The following is a 14,397-nucleotide window of genomic DNA, read 5'->3' as shown; positions in this document are numbered from 1 at the left end:
TAAAAATTTCTTTTGATAGCCGCACGCTAATGCAGAAAATAAAGCTCGCTTATTATACAGAGTTTTAAATTTATTGGTAACTTTATTTAATATAAGCAACTTGTTATCATATTGTCATACAAATACATACGTAAGGAGACACTATGATTATCAGTGCATTAAATAACCCAAATTTCAAAGTGGGTTTACCAAAAGTTATCGCGGACATTTGCGATCATCTCAACACCTTAGATCTTGAAGCATTAGAAAATGGCCGTCATGATTTAAGCGAGCAAGTCTATATGAATGTCATGGAATTTGATACGGTTGAGGCGGATAGTAAACAAGCTGAACTTCACCATAAATATCTAGATATTCAATTACTTATTCGTGGTGAAGAAAATGTTGAAGTAAGTGCGACCTATCCAAACCTCAGCTTATACGATGAATATCGTGATGCCGATGATTACCAACTTACCCCGCAAATTGAAGATAAAAGCACGGTAACACTTTTACCAAAAATGTTCGCCGTCTTTTTCCCTTATGAACCCCATAAGCCAGGTTGCACCGTAAACGGTAAATCAAGTTTTGTGAAAAAACTGGTGGTGAAAGTACCAGTCGAATTGATTTAATTATTTCGATTCATTAAAGAAAAAGTGCGGTCAGAAATTTTGGTGTTTTTCTGACCGCACTTTTTTATTATTTAATCACCGTGATTGACCATTTTGCATCATCAATTTGCTCGAAGTTTGTGACTTCATAGCCTTCTTCTGCTGCCCAAGCGGGAATAGCCTCGGTGGCTTGTGTGCAGTCGAATTCAATTTCTAGGCCATCGCCTTTATTTAACTTAGCCATGGCTTCCTTAGCTTCAACGAGAGGAAATGGGCAAACAAGGCCAAGTGTAGGTAATTTAACGATCATATAAGCTCCTATGCTTTTGATAATTTTAAACGTTGTGGACGAATAATGGTGAAGTAGGCGGCCACCCAAGTGCCGAGAATCATCAAGGGCAATGATACCCAACCTTGCCAAGAGAAAAAGGCGGTTTCGACTAAGCCATTACCGATAGAACAGCCACCTGCAAGCGTTGCGCCAATACCCATAAGAATACCGCCGAATCCGCTGCGTAGAATCGTGGTGGCATCCGGTACGCGGACACGAAATTCATTGCTTGCTTTCGCGCCGATGAATGATCCAATAAAAATTCCTAAAACTAAGAATACGCCCCAGTTAATAAATTTACCGTCGCCAGTAACGAGGAATTGCATAATATTAGCGGATGGACCAGTGATCCCAAGTCCAAACTCACGACCAGTAGCGACACTGAGTGGCCAAGCGGCAAGCGCGATTAATCCGATTAACACGGCTGAGAAAAATGGGTGCCAGCGTTTTTCAAATAATAAGTGGGCAAGCCCTGTTTTCTTTGGTTTTAATGCCGCGACTTTTACGCTTGGTTTGCTGAGATGTTTGTACACATAGAAAGCTGTCACTAAAGTTAATAATGCGACTAACCACCAAGGTGAAATACTGAATGTGTCGTAAATATTGCGTTGTTCAATATTGATACTGCGTAAGGTTTTATTGAATTCGCCTAATGGGCCAGTACGCATGATGGCACTTAATAACATATAAGTGAATAACGCAACCCAACTGCCGACTAAGCCTTCTGCAGCGCGGTACCATGTACCTGTTGCACAACCGCCAGCAAGAACAATACCGATACCAAACACGAAGGCACCGATAATCACCGCTAAAAAGGCAAAATTTTCAGCTGGATCGACATTTAATACACCGATTTCTTTTAAAAGAAAGAAACCAATAGATTGCACGGTAATTGCCAATAGAAGGGCAACAAACATTTTGTTATTTTTGGTGACATACATATCGCGAAATGCGCCAGTAATACAAAAGCGCCCACGCTGCATGACAAATCCGAGTAAAATTCCGCAAAGTAATCCGGTTAAAAGCATAAATATTCCTTTCTTTTAGAACTAAGTAGGGCAGTATTTTCTAAAAAAAGAAGAAGATAACGCCAATAACTTTTAGCTAGAAAATATGTTTTTTTGATATAAAAAAGTGCGGTCAGAAATTTGAGTGATTTTCTGACCGCACTTTATCGTAAGTTACCACGCTATTAAGGACAGGGTTTACTCACCATAATTTCAATCACTTGGCGATCGATATGATGCATACTTTTAGACGCAATCGAGCATAGATTGTCGATCGTGCGATCGAGATCATGTTCAACGATACCTTCATTACCCGTAACATGGGTTTTATCCATTACCGTATCAACCATTCCAAGGAATTTGCAGACCGTCAGAACCACATTAACGGCATTGAGAATTTTTGGAATCAGGCAAAACGCGTCTTGCGCAAATATAACGGAATTGATCGCAAATCCTTCCCGCTGTTCTTGAAAGAATGCGAATTTCGGTTTAACTTTGGCACACCGTCTCAACAGCTTAAAATTCTGCGGGATTGGTGTGGAATTTAGGGCTAATCTACGTCAGCCCCATAACTTTTGGCTAGAAAATATGTTTTTTTGATATAAAAAAGTGCAGTCAGAAATTTGTGTGTTTTTCTGACCGCACTTTATCGTAAGTTATCACGATATTAAGGACAGGGTTTACTCACCATAATTTCAATCACTTGGCGATCGATATGGTGCATACTCTTAGACGCAATCGAACATAGATTATCGATGGTGCGATCGAGATCGTGTTCAACAATGCCTTCATTACCCGTAACATGGGTTTCATCCATGGCCATGAGTACCGATTTATAGCCAGAAGCCACGCTGGTGGACACTTTCATCGCACAGCTATTGGATGCCCCATCGCAGATTATTCCGCTTATGTCACCAATCATGCTGCAAATCCCCATGCTCACGGTTTCGAATTTACCCGTAAGTAAATAGGCGATACCCGCACAGCTTCCCATTGATGCGGTTGTTACTGCGCAAAGGGCAGACAGTTTGGGTAATTTACTGTGGATATAAATGGCCATTAAGTGTGATAAGAAGAGGGCGCGGAGACGTTTTTCTTCACTCACGTTTAAATAATCAGCGACCACAACCACGGGCATAGTGGCGGCAATACCTTGGTTACCTGAGCCGGAATTACTCATCGCTGGCAATGTAGCCCCACCCATACGTGCATCGGAGGCTGCAGTGGTTTCGATCATAATTTTACTGAGCAAATCGTCTGACATTAAGCCACTACCAACTTGTTTGCGTAACGTTCTGCCAATATGTAGGCCGTAATTTTCGCGTAACCCTTCATTAGATAGCGCGCGGTTGAGCGCGGCAGCTTGTCCGATAAAACGGATTTTATCGAGCTCAACTTCACAAGAAAATTCAAAAATTTCACGTGCGCTCACCTGCTTGAAAATATCATAAGGGTCGCAATCAGCGCATTCATCCTGTTCTTTTTCAAAAACAACTTCGCCATTTTTTTCAATTAAAATGATATTAGTGTGTAGATCTTGAATCGCTACTTTCACTCGGTCATTATCCGCAAGCAACACCGCTTCTGAATATAAAATATGCTCGGTTTGATGAATATCGACATTAACGAGTTTTTTATCAAGCATCACTTTGGCTTGGGAAACTTGTTCTGGTGTGATGTGTTTTAACACTTCTAACTCACCCTCAGGGTCACCACCTAAAGCACCAATCGCCGCGGCAATAGGTAAGCCCACCATGCCCGTTCCCGGTACTGCAACACCTAAACCATTTTTCATTAAGTTTGGTGACACTTTGGCTTCAATGCGTTCAGGTGTTTTGCCTAAATATTTGGCTGCAGTTGCTGCTGCAAGCGCTAAAGAGATAGGTTCAGTACAGCCAAGTGCGGGAACCACATCACGTTCCACAAGGTGAAGTAATGGTTTTTCGATTTCGTTGAGTCTTTCTTGATTCATAAAATTCTTTTTAAGTCTGTTAAATGCTGTCTTCTTTCTCTATAACTAATATGCGCGCTTCGCCTTGTGGATGAGCAACATGTTCGGTACCGATACTCGCATAAAAAATATCACCCGTATGGAGCAATACGGCTTTCTCTTGACCCTCTTCTTTGTAGCGCATTTCCACCGTACCATCCATGACAGCAAAGACTTCTTCACCGTCATTGATATGCCATTTGTAAGGTTTATCTGTCCAGTGAAGACGCACGGAAATGCCATTCATATTGGTAATATCAAGGGCTCCCCAAGCACGTTCTGCCGTAAAGTGCTGACTTTGAATAACTTTATTCATGACTAAATTCCTTAGTGCGCCTCATCCCAGTTCGTGCCTTGCCCCACTTCTACAATCAGTGGTACCACTAAATCAGCGGCACTTTCCATTTGTGTTTTGATGAGCTCGCTATAAAACGCGACTTTTTCGGACCGCACTTCAAACACCAATTCATCGTGCACTTGCATAATCATCGCAATATCGGGATCATTTTGTAGTTTTTGATCCAATTGAATCATGGCGCGTTTAATAATGTCTGCGGCGGTACCTTGCATTGGTGCATTGATCGCGACACGTTCGGCTGCTTTACGGCGCATACCATTAGAAGAGTTAATATCAGGCAGATATAAACGACGGCCGAATAGGGTTTCCACATAGCCTTGGGCTTTGGCTTTTTCGCGAATATCGTGCATAAAAGTTTGTACGCCCGGATAGCGTTTGAAATATAAATCCATATAGCTTTGGGCATCGGCACGGCCAATACCGAGTTGACGCGATAAGCCAAAGGCTGACATACCGTAAATTAATCCGAAGTTAATCGCTTTAGCATTACGACGTTGTTCGGACGTCACTTCATCCAGTGCGACACCAAAGATTTCTGCCGCAGTAGAGCGGTGAATATCTTTGCCTTGGGTAAAAGCATTAATTAAGCCCTGATCCTGTGATAGGTGCGCCATAATGCGCAGCTCGATTTGTGAATAGTCGGCCGCAACAACAGTAAAGCCTTCGCGCGCAATAAACGCCTGACGAATACGACGGCCTTCTTCATTACGAATTGGAATGTTTTGCAGATTCGGATCGCTTGATGAAAGACGACCGGTTGCTGTCACCGCTTGATGGTAGGAAGTATGAACTCGACCGGTTTGCGGATTCACCATTTGCGGCAATTTATCAGTGTAGGTCGATTTTAGTTTGCTGAGACCACGATGTTCTACCAACACTTTCGGCAATTCATGACTAAATGCCAGTTCCTCCAATACTTCCTCGTTGGTGGATGGCGCCCCTTTTGGTGTTTTTTGAATGACCGGTAAACCTAATTTATCAAATAAAATTTCTTGTAATTGTTTGGTGGAAGCTAAATTAAATGGTTGCCCCGCCAAGACATAGGCTTGTTCTTCTAATTCACTTAAACGGTTAGCGATTTCGTTGGATTGCAGGAATAGCGCATCGCTATCAATTAAGACACCGCGACGTTCCATACGGGAAAGTACGCCTAACAACGGCAATTCCATTTCTTTAAAGAGTTTTTCAAGAGTGGGTTCTTTAGAGAGTTTTTCCCATAGCACTTGTTGCAGCTTCATCGTTACATCGGCATCTTCCACCGCGTACTCGGCGGCTTGTTCCAACTGAATTTGGTTAAAGGTCAGCTGATTTTTACCTTTGCCTGCAATCTCTTCAAAACTAATAGTTTGATGCCCTAAATAACGTTTCGCCAGATCGTCCATATTATGACGGCCTGTGCTGTTGAGTACATAGGACTCCAACATAGTATCGAAAGCCACACCTTGCACATCGATGCCATTACGGGCGAAGATGGTGAGATCGTATTTGAAGTTTTGCCCGACTTTTTGAATAGCAGGATTTTCTAAAACCGGTTTTAACAACGTAAGTGCGGTTGTTTTTTCGAGAGTTTTTGGTGCGCCTAAATAATCTAATTGTAGCGGTAAATAAGCCGCCTCGCCGTTTTCTAACGCAAAGGAAATCCCCACTAAGTTGGCAGCCATATAATCTAAATTATCGGTTTCTGTATCCAACGCAAAAAGTTTAGCTTGCTTGAGTTTTTCCACCCAACGATTTAAATCTGCTTCAGTGAGCAAGGTTTCATAACGGCTGCGATCAATTTGAATTGCCGGCAATGCTTCATCGCTATTGTCTTGAGCGAGGGCAGGCGTAGCTTGATAGTGATTAATCTTGGTCGGTTGTTCGTTATTATTAGTGATGGAATCAGCGCCATTCATCACTTCATTGAGCCAACGTTTAAATTCATAACGGCCGAAATATTCGGTAAGTTGATCGTTATTGCTTGCACCAAGGGTAAGTTGTTCCGGAGTGATATCGAGAGCGACATCGGTTTTGATCGTGGCAAGGCGATAGGATAAGTCGGCCATTTCTTTTTCAGCCAATAATTTATCACCTAATTTTTTTGCCCCACGAATTGGCAATTCGGCCACTTTGTCTAAGTTGGCATAAATTTCTGCCATGCTGCCGATACCTTGCAAGAGACCAAGTGCGGTTTTTTCACCGACCCCCGCCACGCCTGAAATATTGTCGGCACTATCACCCATTAGCGCTAAGTAATCAATAATGAGTTCTGGTGGAATACCGTATTTTTCAATCACGGCCTCGCGATCTAATAAGGTGTTATTCATGGTGTTGATCAACATAATGTTGTCATCCACTAGTTGCGCCATATCTTTATCACCGGTACTGATCAAGACTTTTTGATTGGCTTTGGAAGCCGCTACCGCTAAGGTTCCAATGACATCATCAGCTTCTACACCTTCAATGACTAAAAGAGGAATGCCAAGGGCGCGTATAATATCGTGCAATGGCTGAATTTGTTTGCGTAGATCATCCGGCATCGGTGGACGATGGGATTTATATTGCTCAAACATTTCATCACGGAAAGTTTTGCCTTTCGCATCAAAGACCACTGCAATATGGCTCGGTTGCACTTGCGAAATCAGGCTTTTGAGCATATTTAACACACCGTACATAGCACCAGTCGGCTCGCCAGCAGAATTGGTGAGCGGCGGAAAAGCATGAAAAGCACGATATAAATAAGATGAACCGTCCACTAGGACTAATGGATTAGGAGCGATAGTTGGCATAAATATTCCGTTCAAAAATAATGAAAAGTGTCGCATTATAGCGTAAATTGCGAAATGGGGCGAACGGATAAAGTGCGGTCAATTAAACGTAAAAATTATGACGAAGGCGTTTGGCTGTGGCATAATAGGATTACTTGAGCATTCAACATAAGGGAATAACATGTCATTAAAACTGGTTGAAGTTGTTGTATTAGGGCAAGTGCTGCGCTTGAATGTCCCTGCAGAACAAGAAGAGATTTTGCGTCAAGCGGCGCGTAATTTAGATCTTCAAGTGTCTGAAATGAAAGAGCGTACAGGTTTATTGCAATTAGACCGTGTGCTTTCTATTGTTGCCTTGAATTTAAGTTTTGAATTAACCCAAGAAAAAAATAAAAATGCCCAGATTGAAAACGTGTTATGTACGCGAATTCAGCAGTTAGATCATTCTTTAGAGAATGCATTAGGTGGGCGTACCATCGTAGATTAAATAAAAAAGAACCGCATGTTGAAAGTGCGGTTCTTTTTTTATGTGTTTTTTAATCGGGCGTGTAATAGAGTTTACCAATTTCAATTTTTTGTCGCCCCGTTTCTTCACGCCATTTATTGCTGTCTCGTAAAGAATAAACACAGCCACAATATTCTTGCTGATAAAAACGTTCACGTTTACTGATTTCGATCATGCGTTGCGATCCACCAGCTTTACGCCAGTTATAATCCCAATAAATCACATCATCATATTTTTCAGCCGCACGGTGACCACAACCATTAATTTGCTCCATGTCTTTCCAGCGAGAAATACCAAGGCAGCTAGTAAATACAGGGAAACCATTTTCATGAGCATATTCAGCGGCTTTTTCAAAACGCATATCAAAACACATGGTACAGCGAATGCCACGTTCAGGTTCCCATTCCATACCTTTTGCGCGATCAAACCATTGTTGGCGATCGTAGTCAGCATCAATAAACGGAATCCCAAATTTTTGGGCAAAGCGGATATTTTCTTCTTTACGAATTAAATATTCTTTTAATGGATGAATATTCGGGTTGTAAAAATAAATCGTAAATTCAATACCCGAGGCCAAAATGGCTTCCATCACTTCACCTGAGCAAGGCGCGCAGCAGGAGTGGAGAAGTAACTTATTATGTCCTTCGGGTAATTCGAGTTTTTCACGAATAAAAGGCGCATTGGGATCCTTGCGCACTTTTTGTTTACGTGTTTTTTGAAATTTAGGTTGAGAATCGACCGCACTTTGCGGTTGAATTTGTTCTTCAGTCATATTAATAAGTTCGGTCTACCGATAAATAAGCCAGTGAAATTAAGGCTTTTTTGTATTGGCTTTCAGGTAATAATGCAATGGCATCAACCGCTTTTTGAGCTTCTTGTTTTGCGCGCTCCATTGCGTAATCGAGAGATTTATGTTCTGTCATAATTGCAAGTACGTCATCGATCGCATCACGTTTTCCGCCTTGTTCAATGGCTTCACGAATAAGCGCGGCTTGTTGTGGATTACCGTGACGCATTGCGTGTAATAAAGGAAGAGTTGGTTTACCTTCAGCGAGGTCATCACCCACATTTTTACCTAATGCTGCAGCGTTTGCGCTGTAATCTAGCACGTCATCTACTAATTGGAATGCGGTACCAAGATAACGACCATATTCTTGAAATGCGGTTTCAATTGATTTTTCAGCACCTGCAACAATTGCAACAGATTGTGCCGCCACCTCAAATAAGCGTGCCGTTTTACTATAAATCACACGCATATAGCTTTCTTCTGTGGTATCGGGATCGTTCACGTTCATTAATTGTTGAACTTCACCTTCCGCCAACACGTTGGTGGCGTCCGCCATAATACGAAGAATATCTAGCGATTGTAACTGTGCCACTAATTGGAATGCGCGAGTATAAATGAAGTCTCCCACTAATACGCTAGCCGCATTACCAAAGGCTGAGTTTGCCGTTGCTCGACCACGACGCATATCCGATTCATCTACCACATCATCATGTAATAAAGAAGCGGTGTGAATAAATTCTACAAAGGTAGCACAAGTGGCCACTTTATCGCTTTCGTAGCCTAATGCACGCGCCGCTAAAACCGCAATAAGTGGTCGAATACGTTTTCCGCCACCTTGCACAATATAAAAACCAAGCTGATTAACCATCGGCACATCGGAGTTAATTTGTGCTAAAATGGCTTGGTTGACTTTCTGCATATCCGCATCTGTTAATGCTTGGATTGCATGCATATCCATTAAATCTTGTTTGTTCATCTTCATTTGGTTCGATGGTTGTGTATATAAAAGAAAAGTGCGGTGAATTTTACCCGATTTTTCAGGGTTTCTGAAATTAAACTCGAGGAAAAGCGCTTTTTTTTATTTTATTGCAAATAAGTGCTTGCGATCGAGTTGTTTTTTCCGTAGAATTTACGACCTATTTATATGAATTTTGAAGTGCGGACCGAAAATAGTAACGGAGAAGCACAATTATAGCGGAGTATTTATGTACGCAGTTTTCCAAAGTGGCGGTAAACAACACCGTGTGAGCGAAGGTCAAGTAGTTCGTTTAGAAAAACTTGAACTTGCAACTGGCGCAACAGTTGAGTTCGACTCAGTGTTGATGGTCGTTAATGGTGAAGATGTTAAAATTGGTGCACCAGTAGTAGCTGGCGCGAAAGTAGTGGCTGAAGTTGTGGCACAAGGTCGTGGCGATAAAGTTAAAATCGTTAAGTTCCGTCGTCGTAAACACAGCCGTAAACAACAAGGTCATCGTCAGTGGTTCACAGAAGTGAAAATCACTGGGATTCAAGCATAATTTCAGAGGAGATCAAGTAGATGGCAACTAAAAAAGCTGGTGGTTCAACTCGTAACGGTCGTGATTCTGAAGCTAAACGCCTTGGTGTTAAACGTTTCGGTGGCGAATCTGTATTAGCAGGTAGCATCATTGTACGTCAACGTGGTACTAAATTCCACGCAGGTAACAACGTAGGTATGGGTCGTGACCACACCTTATTTGCTACTGCTGACGGTAAAGTAAAATTTGAAGTTAAAGGCGAGAAAAGCCGTAAATACGTAAGTATTGTAACTGAATAATTTTACATCTGATTTTTAAACGCCCCGCATTATCTGTGGGGCGTTTTCTTTTTTATCAGTAATTTACAATCATTAATCAAATCTGTTATCTTGGCACTGTCATTCATTCTCTTCAATATTTCTTAGAATGAAATTTACCTGAATTCCTAACTGTGCTTTAGCCAAATAAAGGAAGACATCATGAAACAACAACCTCTTTTAGGATTTCTATTTGCTTTAATTACAGCGATGGCATGGGGATCTTTACCTATTGCGTTAAAACAGGTTTTATCCGTGATGACACCACAAACGATCGTTTGGTATCGATTTGCGGTAGCTTCTCTTGCACTATTGATTCTGTTAGGTTACAAGAAAAAATTGCCACAATTTTCGAAAGGTGGTCGTTTTATTTGGCTTGTACTCATCGGTGTAGCAGGATTAGCAGGTAATTTCTTTTTATTTAATAGTTCACTTAATTTTATCGATCCTTCTTCAGCTCAAATTTTTATTCATTTTTCTTCTTTTGGTATGTTAATTTGCGGTCTTTTTGTCTTTAAAGAAAAGCTCGGATTACATCAAAAGATTGGTTTAGGTTTGTTATTGGCTGGGTTGCTGGTTTTCTTCAATGATAAGCTTGAGGTGTTTAAAGGAGAGAGTGGTTATTTAACAGGTGTCTTACTCAGCCTGACTGCTTCATTAGTTTGGGTGGCTTATGGTATGGCACAAAAGCTCATGCTCCGTCGTTTTAGTTCGCAACAAATTTTATTAATGATGTATTTTGGCTGTCTTTTAGTCTTTACACCTGTTGCTGAATTTTCACAAGTGAGTAACCTCACCCCGTTTGCATTCGGTTGTTTTGTTTATTGTTGCTTGAATACGTTATTTGGTTATGGGGCTTATGCTGAGGCGCTTAATCGTTGGGAGGTTTCTAAAGTAAGCGTAGTGATAACCTTAGTACCACTCTTTACCATTTTCTTTGCCCATCTTGCCCATTATATGAGCCCTGAGAATTTTGCTGCGCCAGAATTAAATATGATTAGCTATATTGGGGCGTTTGTTGTAGTATGCGGAGCAATTTTGTCGGCAATCGGACATAAATTATTACCGCAATCAAAGTAAAGTGCGGTTAAATATTGGAGAGTTTTTATGAAATTTATTGATGAAGCCCTGATTCGTGTGGAAGCAGGGGATGGTGGAAACGGTTGTGTGAGTTTCCGCCGTGAAAAATTTATCCCTAAAGGCGGCCCAGATGGTGGCGATGGCGGTGATGGTGGTGATGTTTATTTGGTTGCAGACGAAAACTTAAATACTTTGATCGATTATCGCTTTACGAAACGTTTTGCGGCAGAACGCGGTGAGAATGGCCATAGTTCAGATTGTACTGGTCGTCGCGGTAAAGACATTACGTTACGTGTACCGGTGGGAACGCGTGCAATTGATAATGACACCAAAGAAGTGCTTGGCGATTTAACGAAGCATGGTGCCAAAATGTTAGTGGCGAAAGGTGGTTATCATGGTTTAGGGAACACACGTTTTAAATCTTCAGTAAACCGCGCACCTCGCCAAAAAACTATGGGTACCCCAGGTGAAAAACGCGATTTATTATTAGAATTGATGCTTCTTGCGGATGTCGGGATGTTAGGTTTACCGAATGCGGGTAAATCTACCTTTATTCGTGCCGTTTCAGCTGCAAAACCAAAAGTCGCTGATTATCCATTTACCACTTTAGTGCCAAGTTTAGGTGTCGTGAAAGTGGATGAGAGTCATAGCTTTGTAGTGGCAGATATTCCTGGATTGATTGAAGGTGCATCGGATGGCGCAGGTTTAGGGATTCGTTTCTTAAAACACTTAGAACGTTGTCGTGTATTAATTCATTTAGTAGATATTAACCCAATTGATGAATCCGATCCTGCTGATAATATTGCGATCATCGAGTCAGAATTATTCCAATATAGCGAAAAATTGGCAGATAAACCACGTTGGTTAGTCTTCAATAAAATTGATACGATGACAGAAGAAGAGGCGCATGAACGTGCTCAAGAGATTACCGAACGTCTTGGTTGGGAAGAAGGGTATCACCTTATTTCTGCCGCAACCGGTAAAAATGTGTCACCACTTTGTCGTAATATTATGGATTTCATTGAAGCGAATCCACGTGATGCGGAAGTAGAAGAAAATAAACCAGAAGAAGTGAAATTCAAATGGGAAGACTACCATCAAGAACAACTCGCTGAACATCAATTTGATGATGAAGATGACGACTGGGATGATTGGGACGAAGAAGATGAAGAAGGCGTTGAATTTATTTACAAACCTTAATGCCTAAATGAAAAAAGAGCGGAAATTTGACCGCTCTTTTTTTATTGGGGTTAACCTTTCTTTTTCCCACCTTGACGCGCTTTAAAGCGAGGGTTGGTTTTCGAAATGACATAAACGACACCGTGGCGACGAACAATTTTGCAGCCAGGACGGTTTTTAGCACTTTTGAGTGAAGATAATACTTTCATTGAAGATTCCTATTTTGATTTAAATGCGCCAAATTTACCGTAACGGTTTGCAAATTCACTTGCACGACCTTCATTACCAATTTGACGAGTTTTACCAGTATAAAATGGGTGAGAAGCAGATGAGGTATCGCACATAAATACAGGGTATTCGTTACCATCTTCCCATTTCATGGTGTTGTTGGTTTTAGCACAAGAACGGATGAGAAAGCCTTGTTTTGCGTTGGAATCGTAAAATAAAACGGTACGATAATTTTCAGGGTGAATGCCTTTTTTCATTAGAGCTCCTTATATAACGAAAAGAATTGGGCGAAGATACTAATTCAAAAGAGAATGATTATCAATATAATTTTATTCATAGCTATGAGAATTTTTTTCATATTGAGAAAAAGAAAAATGCCTTTCGATTGAAAGGCATTTTGTCAGTTTGGAGGGAGAGTTATCCACGATGTGCGTTTTTCATAATACGCTCTTTCGCTACTTTCCATTCACGCTCTTTAATATCATCACGTTTATCATGTTGTTTTTTACCTTTCGCAAGACCGATTTTGATCTTAGCCCAAGGGCCTTTCCAATAAAGAGAAAGGGCAACAATAGTAAAACCATCACGGCTTGATTTACCGAAAAGATTATCTAGTTCACGTTTATTCAATAAAAGCTTACGTGTACGCGTCGGATCGCAAACCACGTGAGTAGAGGCCAAGCTTAATGGTTGAATGGTCGCACCAAATAAATAGGCTTCATCGTTTTTAAAAATGATGTAGCTATCGCTGATATTGGCTTTACCTGCGCGCATTGATTTCACTTCCCAACCTTGTAATTCAAGGCCGGCTTCAATTTCATCTTCAATAAAATATTCGTGTCGAGCTCGTTTATTTAACGCAATGGTGTTGGAGCCGACTTTGACTTTCTTCTTGGTCATTGTTATCCGTTGTTTATTAATCGTAAATTGGCGTTGATTTTACCGAATCTCGCCGTGGATAGCAAAAAACAAAAGGCTGATTTGACTCAGCCTTTTATTACTAAATGATCGATTATTCTTCTAATTCACCACAGAAACGATAGCCTTCACCATGCACGGTAGCAATGATTTCTGGTGTATTAGGATGATCTTCAAAATGTTTGCGAATACGGCGAATTGTCACATCCACGGTACGATCTTGTGGTTTTAATTCACGTCCTGTCATTTTTAGCAATAATTCTTCACGAGTTTGCAATTTGCCAGGGTTTTCGCAGAAGTGCAACATGGCACGAAATTCACTACGAGGCAGTTTAAATTCAATGCCTTCAGGTGTGATTAAATTGTGGCTATTTAAATCTAGTGTCCAGCCATTAAAACGATAGTTCTCACGTTGTAAATGGGTTTCTTTGCCATTTAGTGTCATGGTGCGATGCAATAAATTTCGTGCACGAATGGTGAGTTCTCTTGGGTTAAATGGCTTAGTGAGATAATCATCGGCCCCAATTTCTAAACCTAAAATTTTATCGACTTCATTATCTCGCCCTGTTAGGAAAATCAGAGGGATAGGTGTTTTTTCACGTAATTCACGGCCCAGTAATAAACCATTTTTACCGGGTAAGTTGATATCTAATACGATGAGATTAACCGTTTCTGAGCTTAACTGACGATACATTTCGGCACCATCTTGTGCTTGTAATACCTCATAGCCCTCAGCTTCAAAAATTCCTTTTAACGTATTACGGGTTACCGCTTCATCTTCCACGATGAGAATTTTTGGGGTAGCCATTCGTTGCTCCTTGTTATTCTTTGTTATGGGCATATTCTATAATTGTAACATTGCTG

Annotated in this window: 17 protein-coding genes and 2 pseudogenes; 7 read left to right on the top strand and 12 right to left on the bottom strand. The window is 41.0% G+C overall.

Going from position 1 to position 14,397, the window contains the following annotated elements:
• Positions 1-143 precede the first annotated feature (143 nt).
• Positions 144-611 carry an N-acetylneuraminate anomerase gene (gene nanQ, locus HMPREF3020_RS07945; RefSeq protein ID WP_014064125.1) on the top strand — a complete coding sequence of 156 codons (468 nt, stop codon included), beginning with the start codon at positions 144-146 and terminating at the stop codon, positions 609-611.
• Positions 612-678: 67 nt separating this feature from the next.
• On the opposite strand, the gene HMPREF3020_RS07940 is transcribed toward nanQ, so the two are convergent.
• From HMPREF3020_RS07940 to HMPREF3020_RS09485, 3 genes and pseudogenes are all read right to left on the bottom strand, one after another.
• On the bottom strand, positions 679-900 hold the full coding sequence (locus HMPREF3020_RS07940; protein ID WP_005631077.1) for a sulfurtransferase TusA family protein: 222 nt from the start codon (positions 898-900) through the stop codon (positions 679-681).
• Between the two features lie 8 nt (positions 901-908).
• On the bottom strand, positions 909-1,949 hold the full coding sequence (locus HMPREF3020_RS07935) for a YeeE/YedE family protein (RefSeq protein ID WP_070776129.1): 1,041 nt from the start codon (positions 1,947-1,949) through the stop codon (positions 909-911).
• A gap of 164 nt (positions 1,950-2,113) precedes the next feature.
• A pseudogene (locus HMPREF3020_RS09485) lies at positions 2,114-2,260 on the bottom strand (serine dehydratase subunit alpha family protein); the annotation flags it as partial.
• Between HMPREF3020_RS09485 and HMPREF3020_RS09385 the strand changes: the two are divergent.
• Positions 2,255-2,476, top strand: a pseudogene (locus tag HMPREF3020_RS09385) (transposase); the annotation flags it as partial. The pseudogenes HMPREF3020_RS09485 and HMPREF3020_RS09385 overlap by 6 nt on opposite strands.
• A 119-nt stretch (positions 2,477-2,595) precedes the next feature.
• Here the strand turns inward: HMPREF3020_RS09385 and HMPREF3020_RS07925 are convergent.
• From HMPREF3020_RS07925 to polA, 3 genes are read right to left on the bottom strand one after another with little or no spacing between them, the layout of a single operon-like run.
• Positions 2,596-3,900, bottom strand: coding sequence for an L-cysteine desulfidase family protein (locus tag HMPREF3020_RS07925; protein WP_070776128.1), 1,305 nt, complete (start codon positions 3,898-3,900; stop codon positions 2,596-2,598).
• Positions 3,901-3,919: 19 nt separating this feature from the next.
• Positions 3,920-4,234, bottom strand: coding sequence for a cupin domain-containing protein (locus HMPREF3020_RS07920; RefSeq protein ID WP_070776127.1), 315 nt, complete (start codon positions 4,232-4,234; stop codon positions 3,920-3,922).
• Between the two features lie 11 nt (positions 4,235-4,245).
• Positions 4,246-7,044, bottom strand: coding sequence for a DNA polymerase I (gene polA / locus HMPREF3020_RS07915; RefSeq protein WP_070776126.1), 2,799 nt, complete (start codon positions 7,042-7,044; stop codon positions 4,246-4,248).
• Between the two features lie 160 nt (positions 7,045-7,204).
• On the opposite strand from polA, the gene HMPREF3020_RS07910 reads away from it, so the two are divergent.
• Entirely contained in the window at positions 7,205-7,510 is a 306-nt protein-coding gene (locus HMPREF3020_RS07910; protein WP_005695425.1) for a cell division protein ZapA, read from the top strand.
• A 49-nt stretch (positions 7,511-7,559) separates the two neighbouring features.
• On the opposite strand, the gene HMPREF3020_RS07905 is transcribed toward HMPREF3020_RS07910, so the two are convergent.
• Positions 7,560-8,300, bottom strand: a complete 741-nt coding sequence (locus HMPREF3020_RS07905) for an epoxyqueuosine reductase QueH (RefSeq protein WP_049369547.1) — start codon at positions 8,298-8,300, stop codon at positions 7,560-7,562.
• A gap of 1 nt (position 8,301) precedes the next feature.
• Positions 8,302-9,291 (bottom strand): octaprenyl diphosphate synthase, encoded by a 990-nt coding sequence (gene ispB / locus HMPREF3020_RS07900; RefSeq protein ID WP_049369546.1) that lies wholly within the window; start codon positions 9,289-9,291, stop codon positions 8,302-8,304.
• A gap of 229 nt (positions 9,292-9,520) precedes the next feature.
• On the opposite strand from ispB, the gene rplU reads away from it, so the two are divergent.
• From rplU to cgtA, 4 genes are all read left to right on the top strand, one after another.
• On the top strand, positions 9,521-9,832 hold the full coding sequence (gene rplU / locus HMPREF3020_RS07895; protein WP_005695431.1) for a 50S ribosomal protein L21: 312 nt from the start codon (positions 9,521-9,523) through the stop codon (positions 9,830-9,832).
• 20 nt (positions 9,833-9,852) lie between these two features.
• Positions 9,853-10,110: a 50S ribosomal protein L27 gene (gene rpmA / locus HMPREF3020_RS07890; protein ID WP_005539872.1), complete on the top strand. Its 258-nt coding sequence runs from the start codon at positions 9,853-9,855 to the stop codon at positions 10,108-10,110.
• Positions 10,111-10,290: 180 nt separating this feature from the next.
• Positions 10,291-11,208 carry a DMT family transporter gene (locus tag HMPREF3020_RS07885; protein WP_070776125.1) on the top strand — a complete coding sequence of 306 codons (918 nt, stop codon included), beginning with the start codon at positions 10,291-10,293 and terminating at the stop codon, positions 11,206-11,208.
• Positions 11,209-11,235: 27 nt separating this feature from the next.
• The gene (gene cgtA, locus HMPREF3020_RS07880; RefSeq protein ID WP_070776124.1) at positions 11,236-12,408 is read left to right on the top strand and encodes an Obg family GTPase CgtA; all 1,173 of its coding nucleotides are present in this window, start codon (positions 11,236-11,238) and stop codon (positions 12,406-12,408) included.
• Between the two features lie 50 nt (positions 12,409-12,458).
• On the opposite strand, the gene ykgO is transcribed toward cgtA, so the two are convergent.
• The 4 genes from ykgO to arcA all read right to left on the bottom strand — a co-directional run bounded on the left by ykgO (position 12,459) and on the right by arcA (position 14,341).
• On the bottom strand, positions 12,459-12,596 hold the full coding sequence (ykgO, locus tag HMPREF3020_RS07875) for a type B 50S ribosomal protein L36 (RefSeq protein ID WP_005695435.1): 138 nt from the start codon (positions 12,594-12,596) through the stop codon (positions 12,459-12,461).
• A 9-nt stretch (positions 12,597-12,605) separates the two neighbouring features.
• On the bottom strand, positions 12,606-12,872 hold the full coding sequence (locus HMPREF3020_RS07870; RefSeq protein WP_005695437.1) for a type B 50S ribosomal protein L31: 267 nt from the start codon (positions 12,870-12,872) through the stop codon (positions 12,606-12,608).
• A 160-nt stretch (positions 12,873-13,032) separates the two neighbouring features.
• A complete protein-coding gene (gene smpB, locus HMPREF3020_RS07865; RefSeq protein ID WP_070776123.1) occupies positions 13,033-13,515 on the bottom strand; it encodes an SsrA-binding protein SmpB in 483 nt (160 codons plus the stop codon).
• 112 nt (positions 13,516-13,627) lie between these two features.
• Positions 13,628-14,341: a two-component system response regulator ArcA gene (gene arcA / locus HMPREF3020_RS07860; RefSeq protein ID WP_070776122.1), complete on the bottom strand. Its 714-nt coding sequence runs from the start codon at positions 14,339-14,341 to the stop codon at positions 13,628-13,630.
• Between the last annotated feature and the right edge of the window lie 56 nt (positions 14,342-14,397).

The organism is Haemophilus sp. HMSC068C11 (genome assembly GCF_001815355.1).
Classification (GTDB): Bacteria; Pseudomonadota; Gammaproteobacteria; order Enterobacterales; family Pasteurellaceae; genus Haemophilus_D.
Note: the sequence above shows the minus strand (reverse complement) of the source record. Positions and strands in the feature narration are given on the sequence as shown.

Excerpts from the sequence above, each read along its gene's own strand:
- arcA (WP_070776122.1), bottom strand. The coding sequence starts at position 14,341 with ATGGCTACCCCAAAAATTCTCATCGTGGAAGATGAAGCGGTAACCCGT.
- smpB (WP_070776123.1), bottom strand. The coding sequence starts at position 13,515 with ATGACCAAGAAGAAAGTCAAAGTCGGCTCCAACACCATTGCGTTAAAT.
- cgtA (WP_070776124.1), top strand. The coding sequence starts at position 11,236 with ATGAAATTTATTGATGAAGCCCTGATTCGTGTGGAAGCAGGGGATGGT.
- HMPREF3020_RS07910 (WP_005695425.1), top strand. The coding sequence starts at position 7,205 with ATGTCATTAAAACTGGTTGAAGTTGTTGTATTAGGGCAAGTGCTGCGC.
- nanQ (WP_014064125.1), top strand. The coding sequence starts at position 144 with ATGATTATCAGTGCATTAAATAACCCAAATTTCAAAGTGGGTTTACCA.
- polA (WP_070776126.1), bottom strand. The coding sequence starts at position 7,044 with ATGCCAACTATCGCTCCTAATCCATTAGTCCTAGTGGACGGTTCATCT.
- HMPREF3020_RS07920 (WP_070776127.1), bottom strand. The coding sequence starts at position 4,234 with ATGAATAAAGTTATTCAAAGTCAGCACTTTACGGCAGAACGTGCTTGG.
- ispB (WP_049369546.1), bottom strand. The coding sequence starts at position 9,291 with ATGAACAAACAAGATTTAATGGATATGCATGCAATCCAAGCATTAACA.
- rpmA (WP_005539872.1), top strand. The coding sequence starts at position 9,853 with ATGGCAACTAAAAAAGCTGGTGGTTCAACTCGTAACGGTCGTGATTCT.
- rplU (WP_005695431.1), top strand. The coding sequence starts at position 9,521 with ATGTACGCAGTTTTCCAAAGTGGCGGTAAACAACACCGTGTGAGCGAA.
- HMPREF3020_RS07925 (WP_070776128.1), bottom strand. The coding sequence starts at position 3,900 with ATGAATCAAGAAAGACTCAACGAAATCGAAAAACCATTACTTCACCTT.
- ykgO (WP_005695435.1), bottom strand. The coding sequence starts at position 12,596 with ATGAAAGTATTATCTTCACTCAAAAGTGCTAAAAACCGTCCTGGCTGC.
- HMPREF3020_RS07905 (WP_049369547.1), bottom strand. The coding sequence starts at position 8,300 with ATGACTGAAGAACAAATTCAACCGCAAAGTGCGGTCGATTCTCAACCT.
- HMPREF3020_RS07940 (WP_005631077.1), bottom strand. The coding sequence starts at position 900 with ATGATCGTTAAATTACCTACACTTGGCCTTGTTTGCCCATTTCCTCTC.
- HMPREF3020_RS07870 (WP_005695437.1), bottom strand. The coding sequence starts at position 12,872 with ATGAAAAAAGGCATTCACCCTGAAAATTATCGTACCGTTTTATTTTAC.
- HMPREF3020_RS07935 (WP_070776129.1), bottom strand. The coding sequence starts at position 1,949 with ATGCTTTTAACCGGATTACTTTGCGGAATTTTACTCGGATTTGTCATG.
- HMPREF3020_RS07885 (WP_070776125.1), top strand. The coding sequence starts at position 10,291 with ATGAAACAACAACCTCTTTTAGGATTTCTATTTGCTTTAATTACAGCG.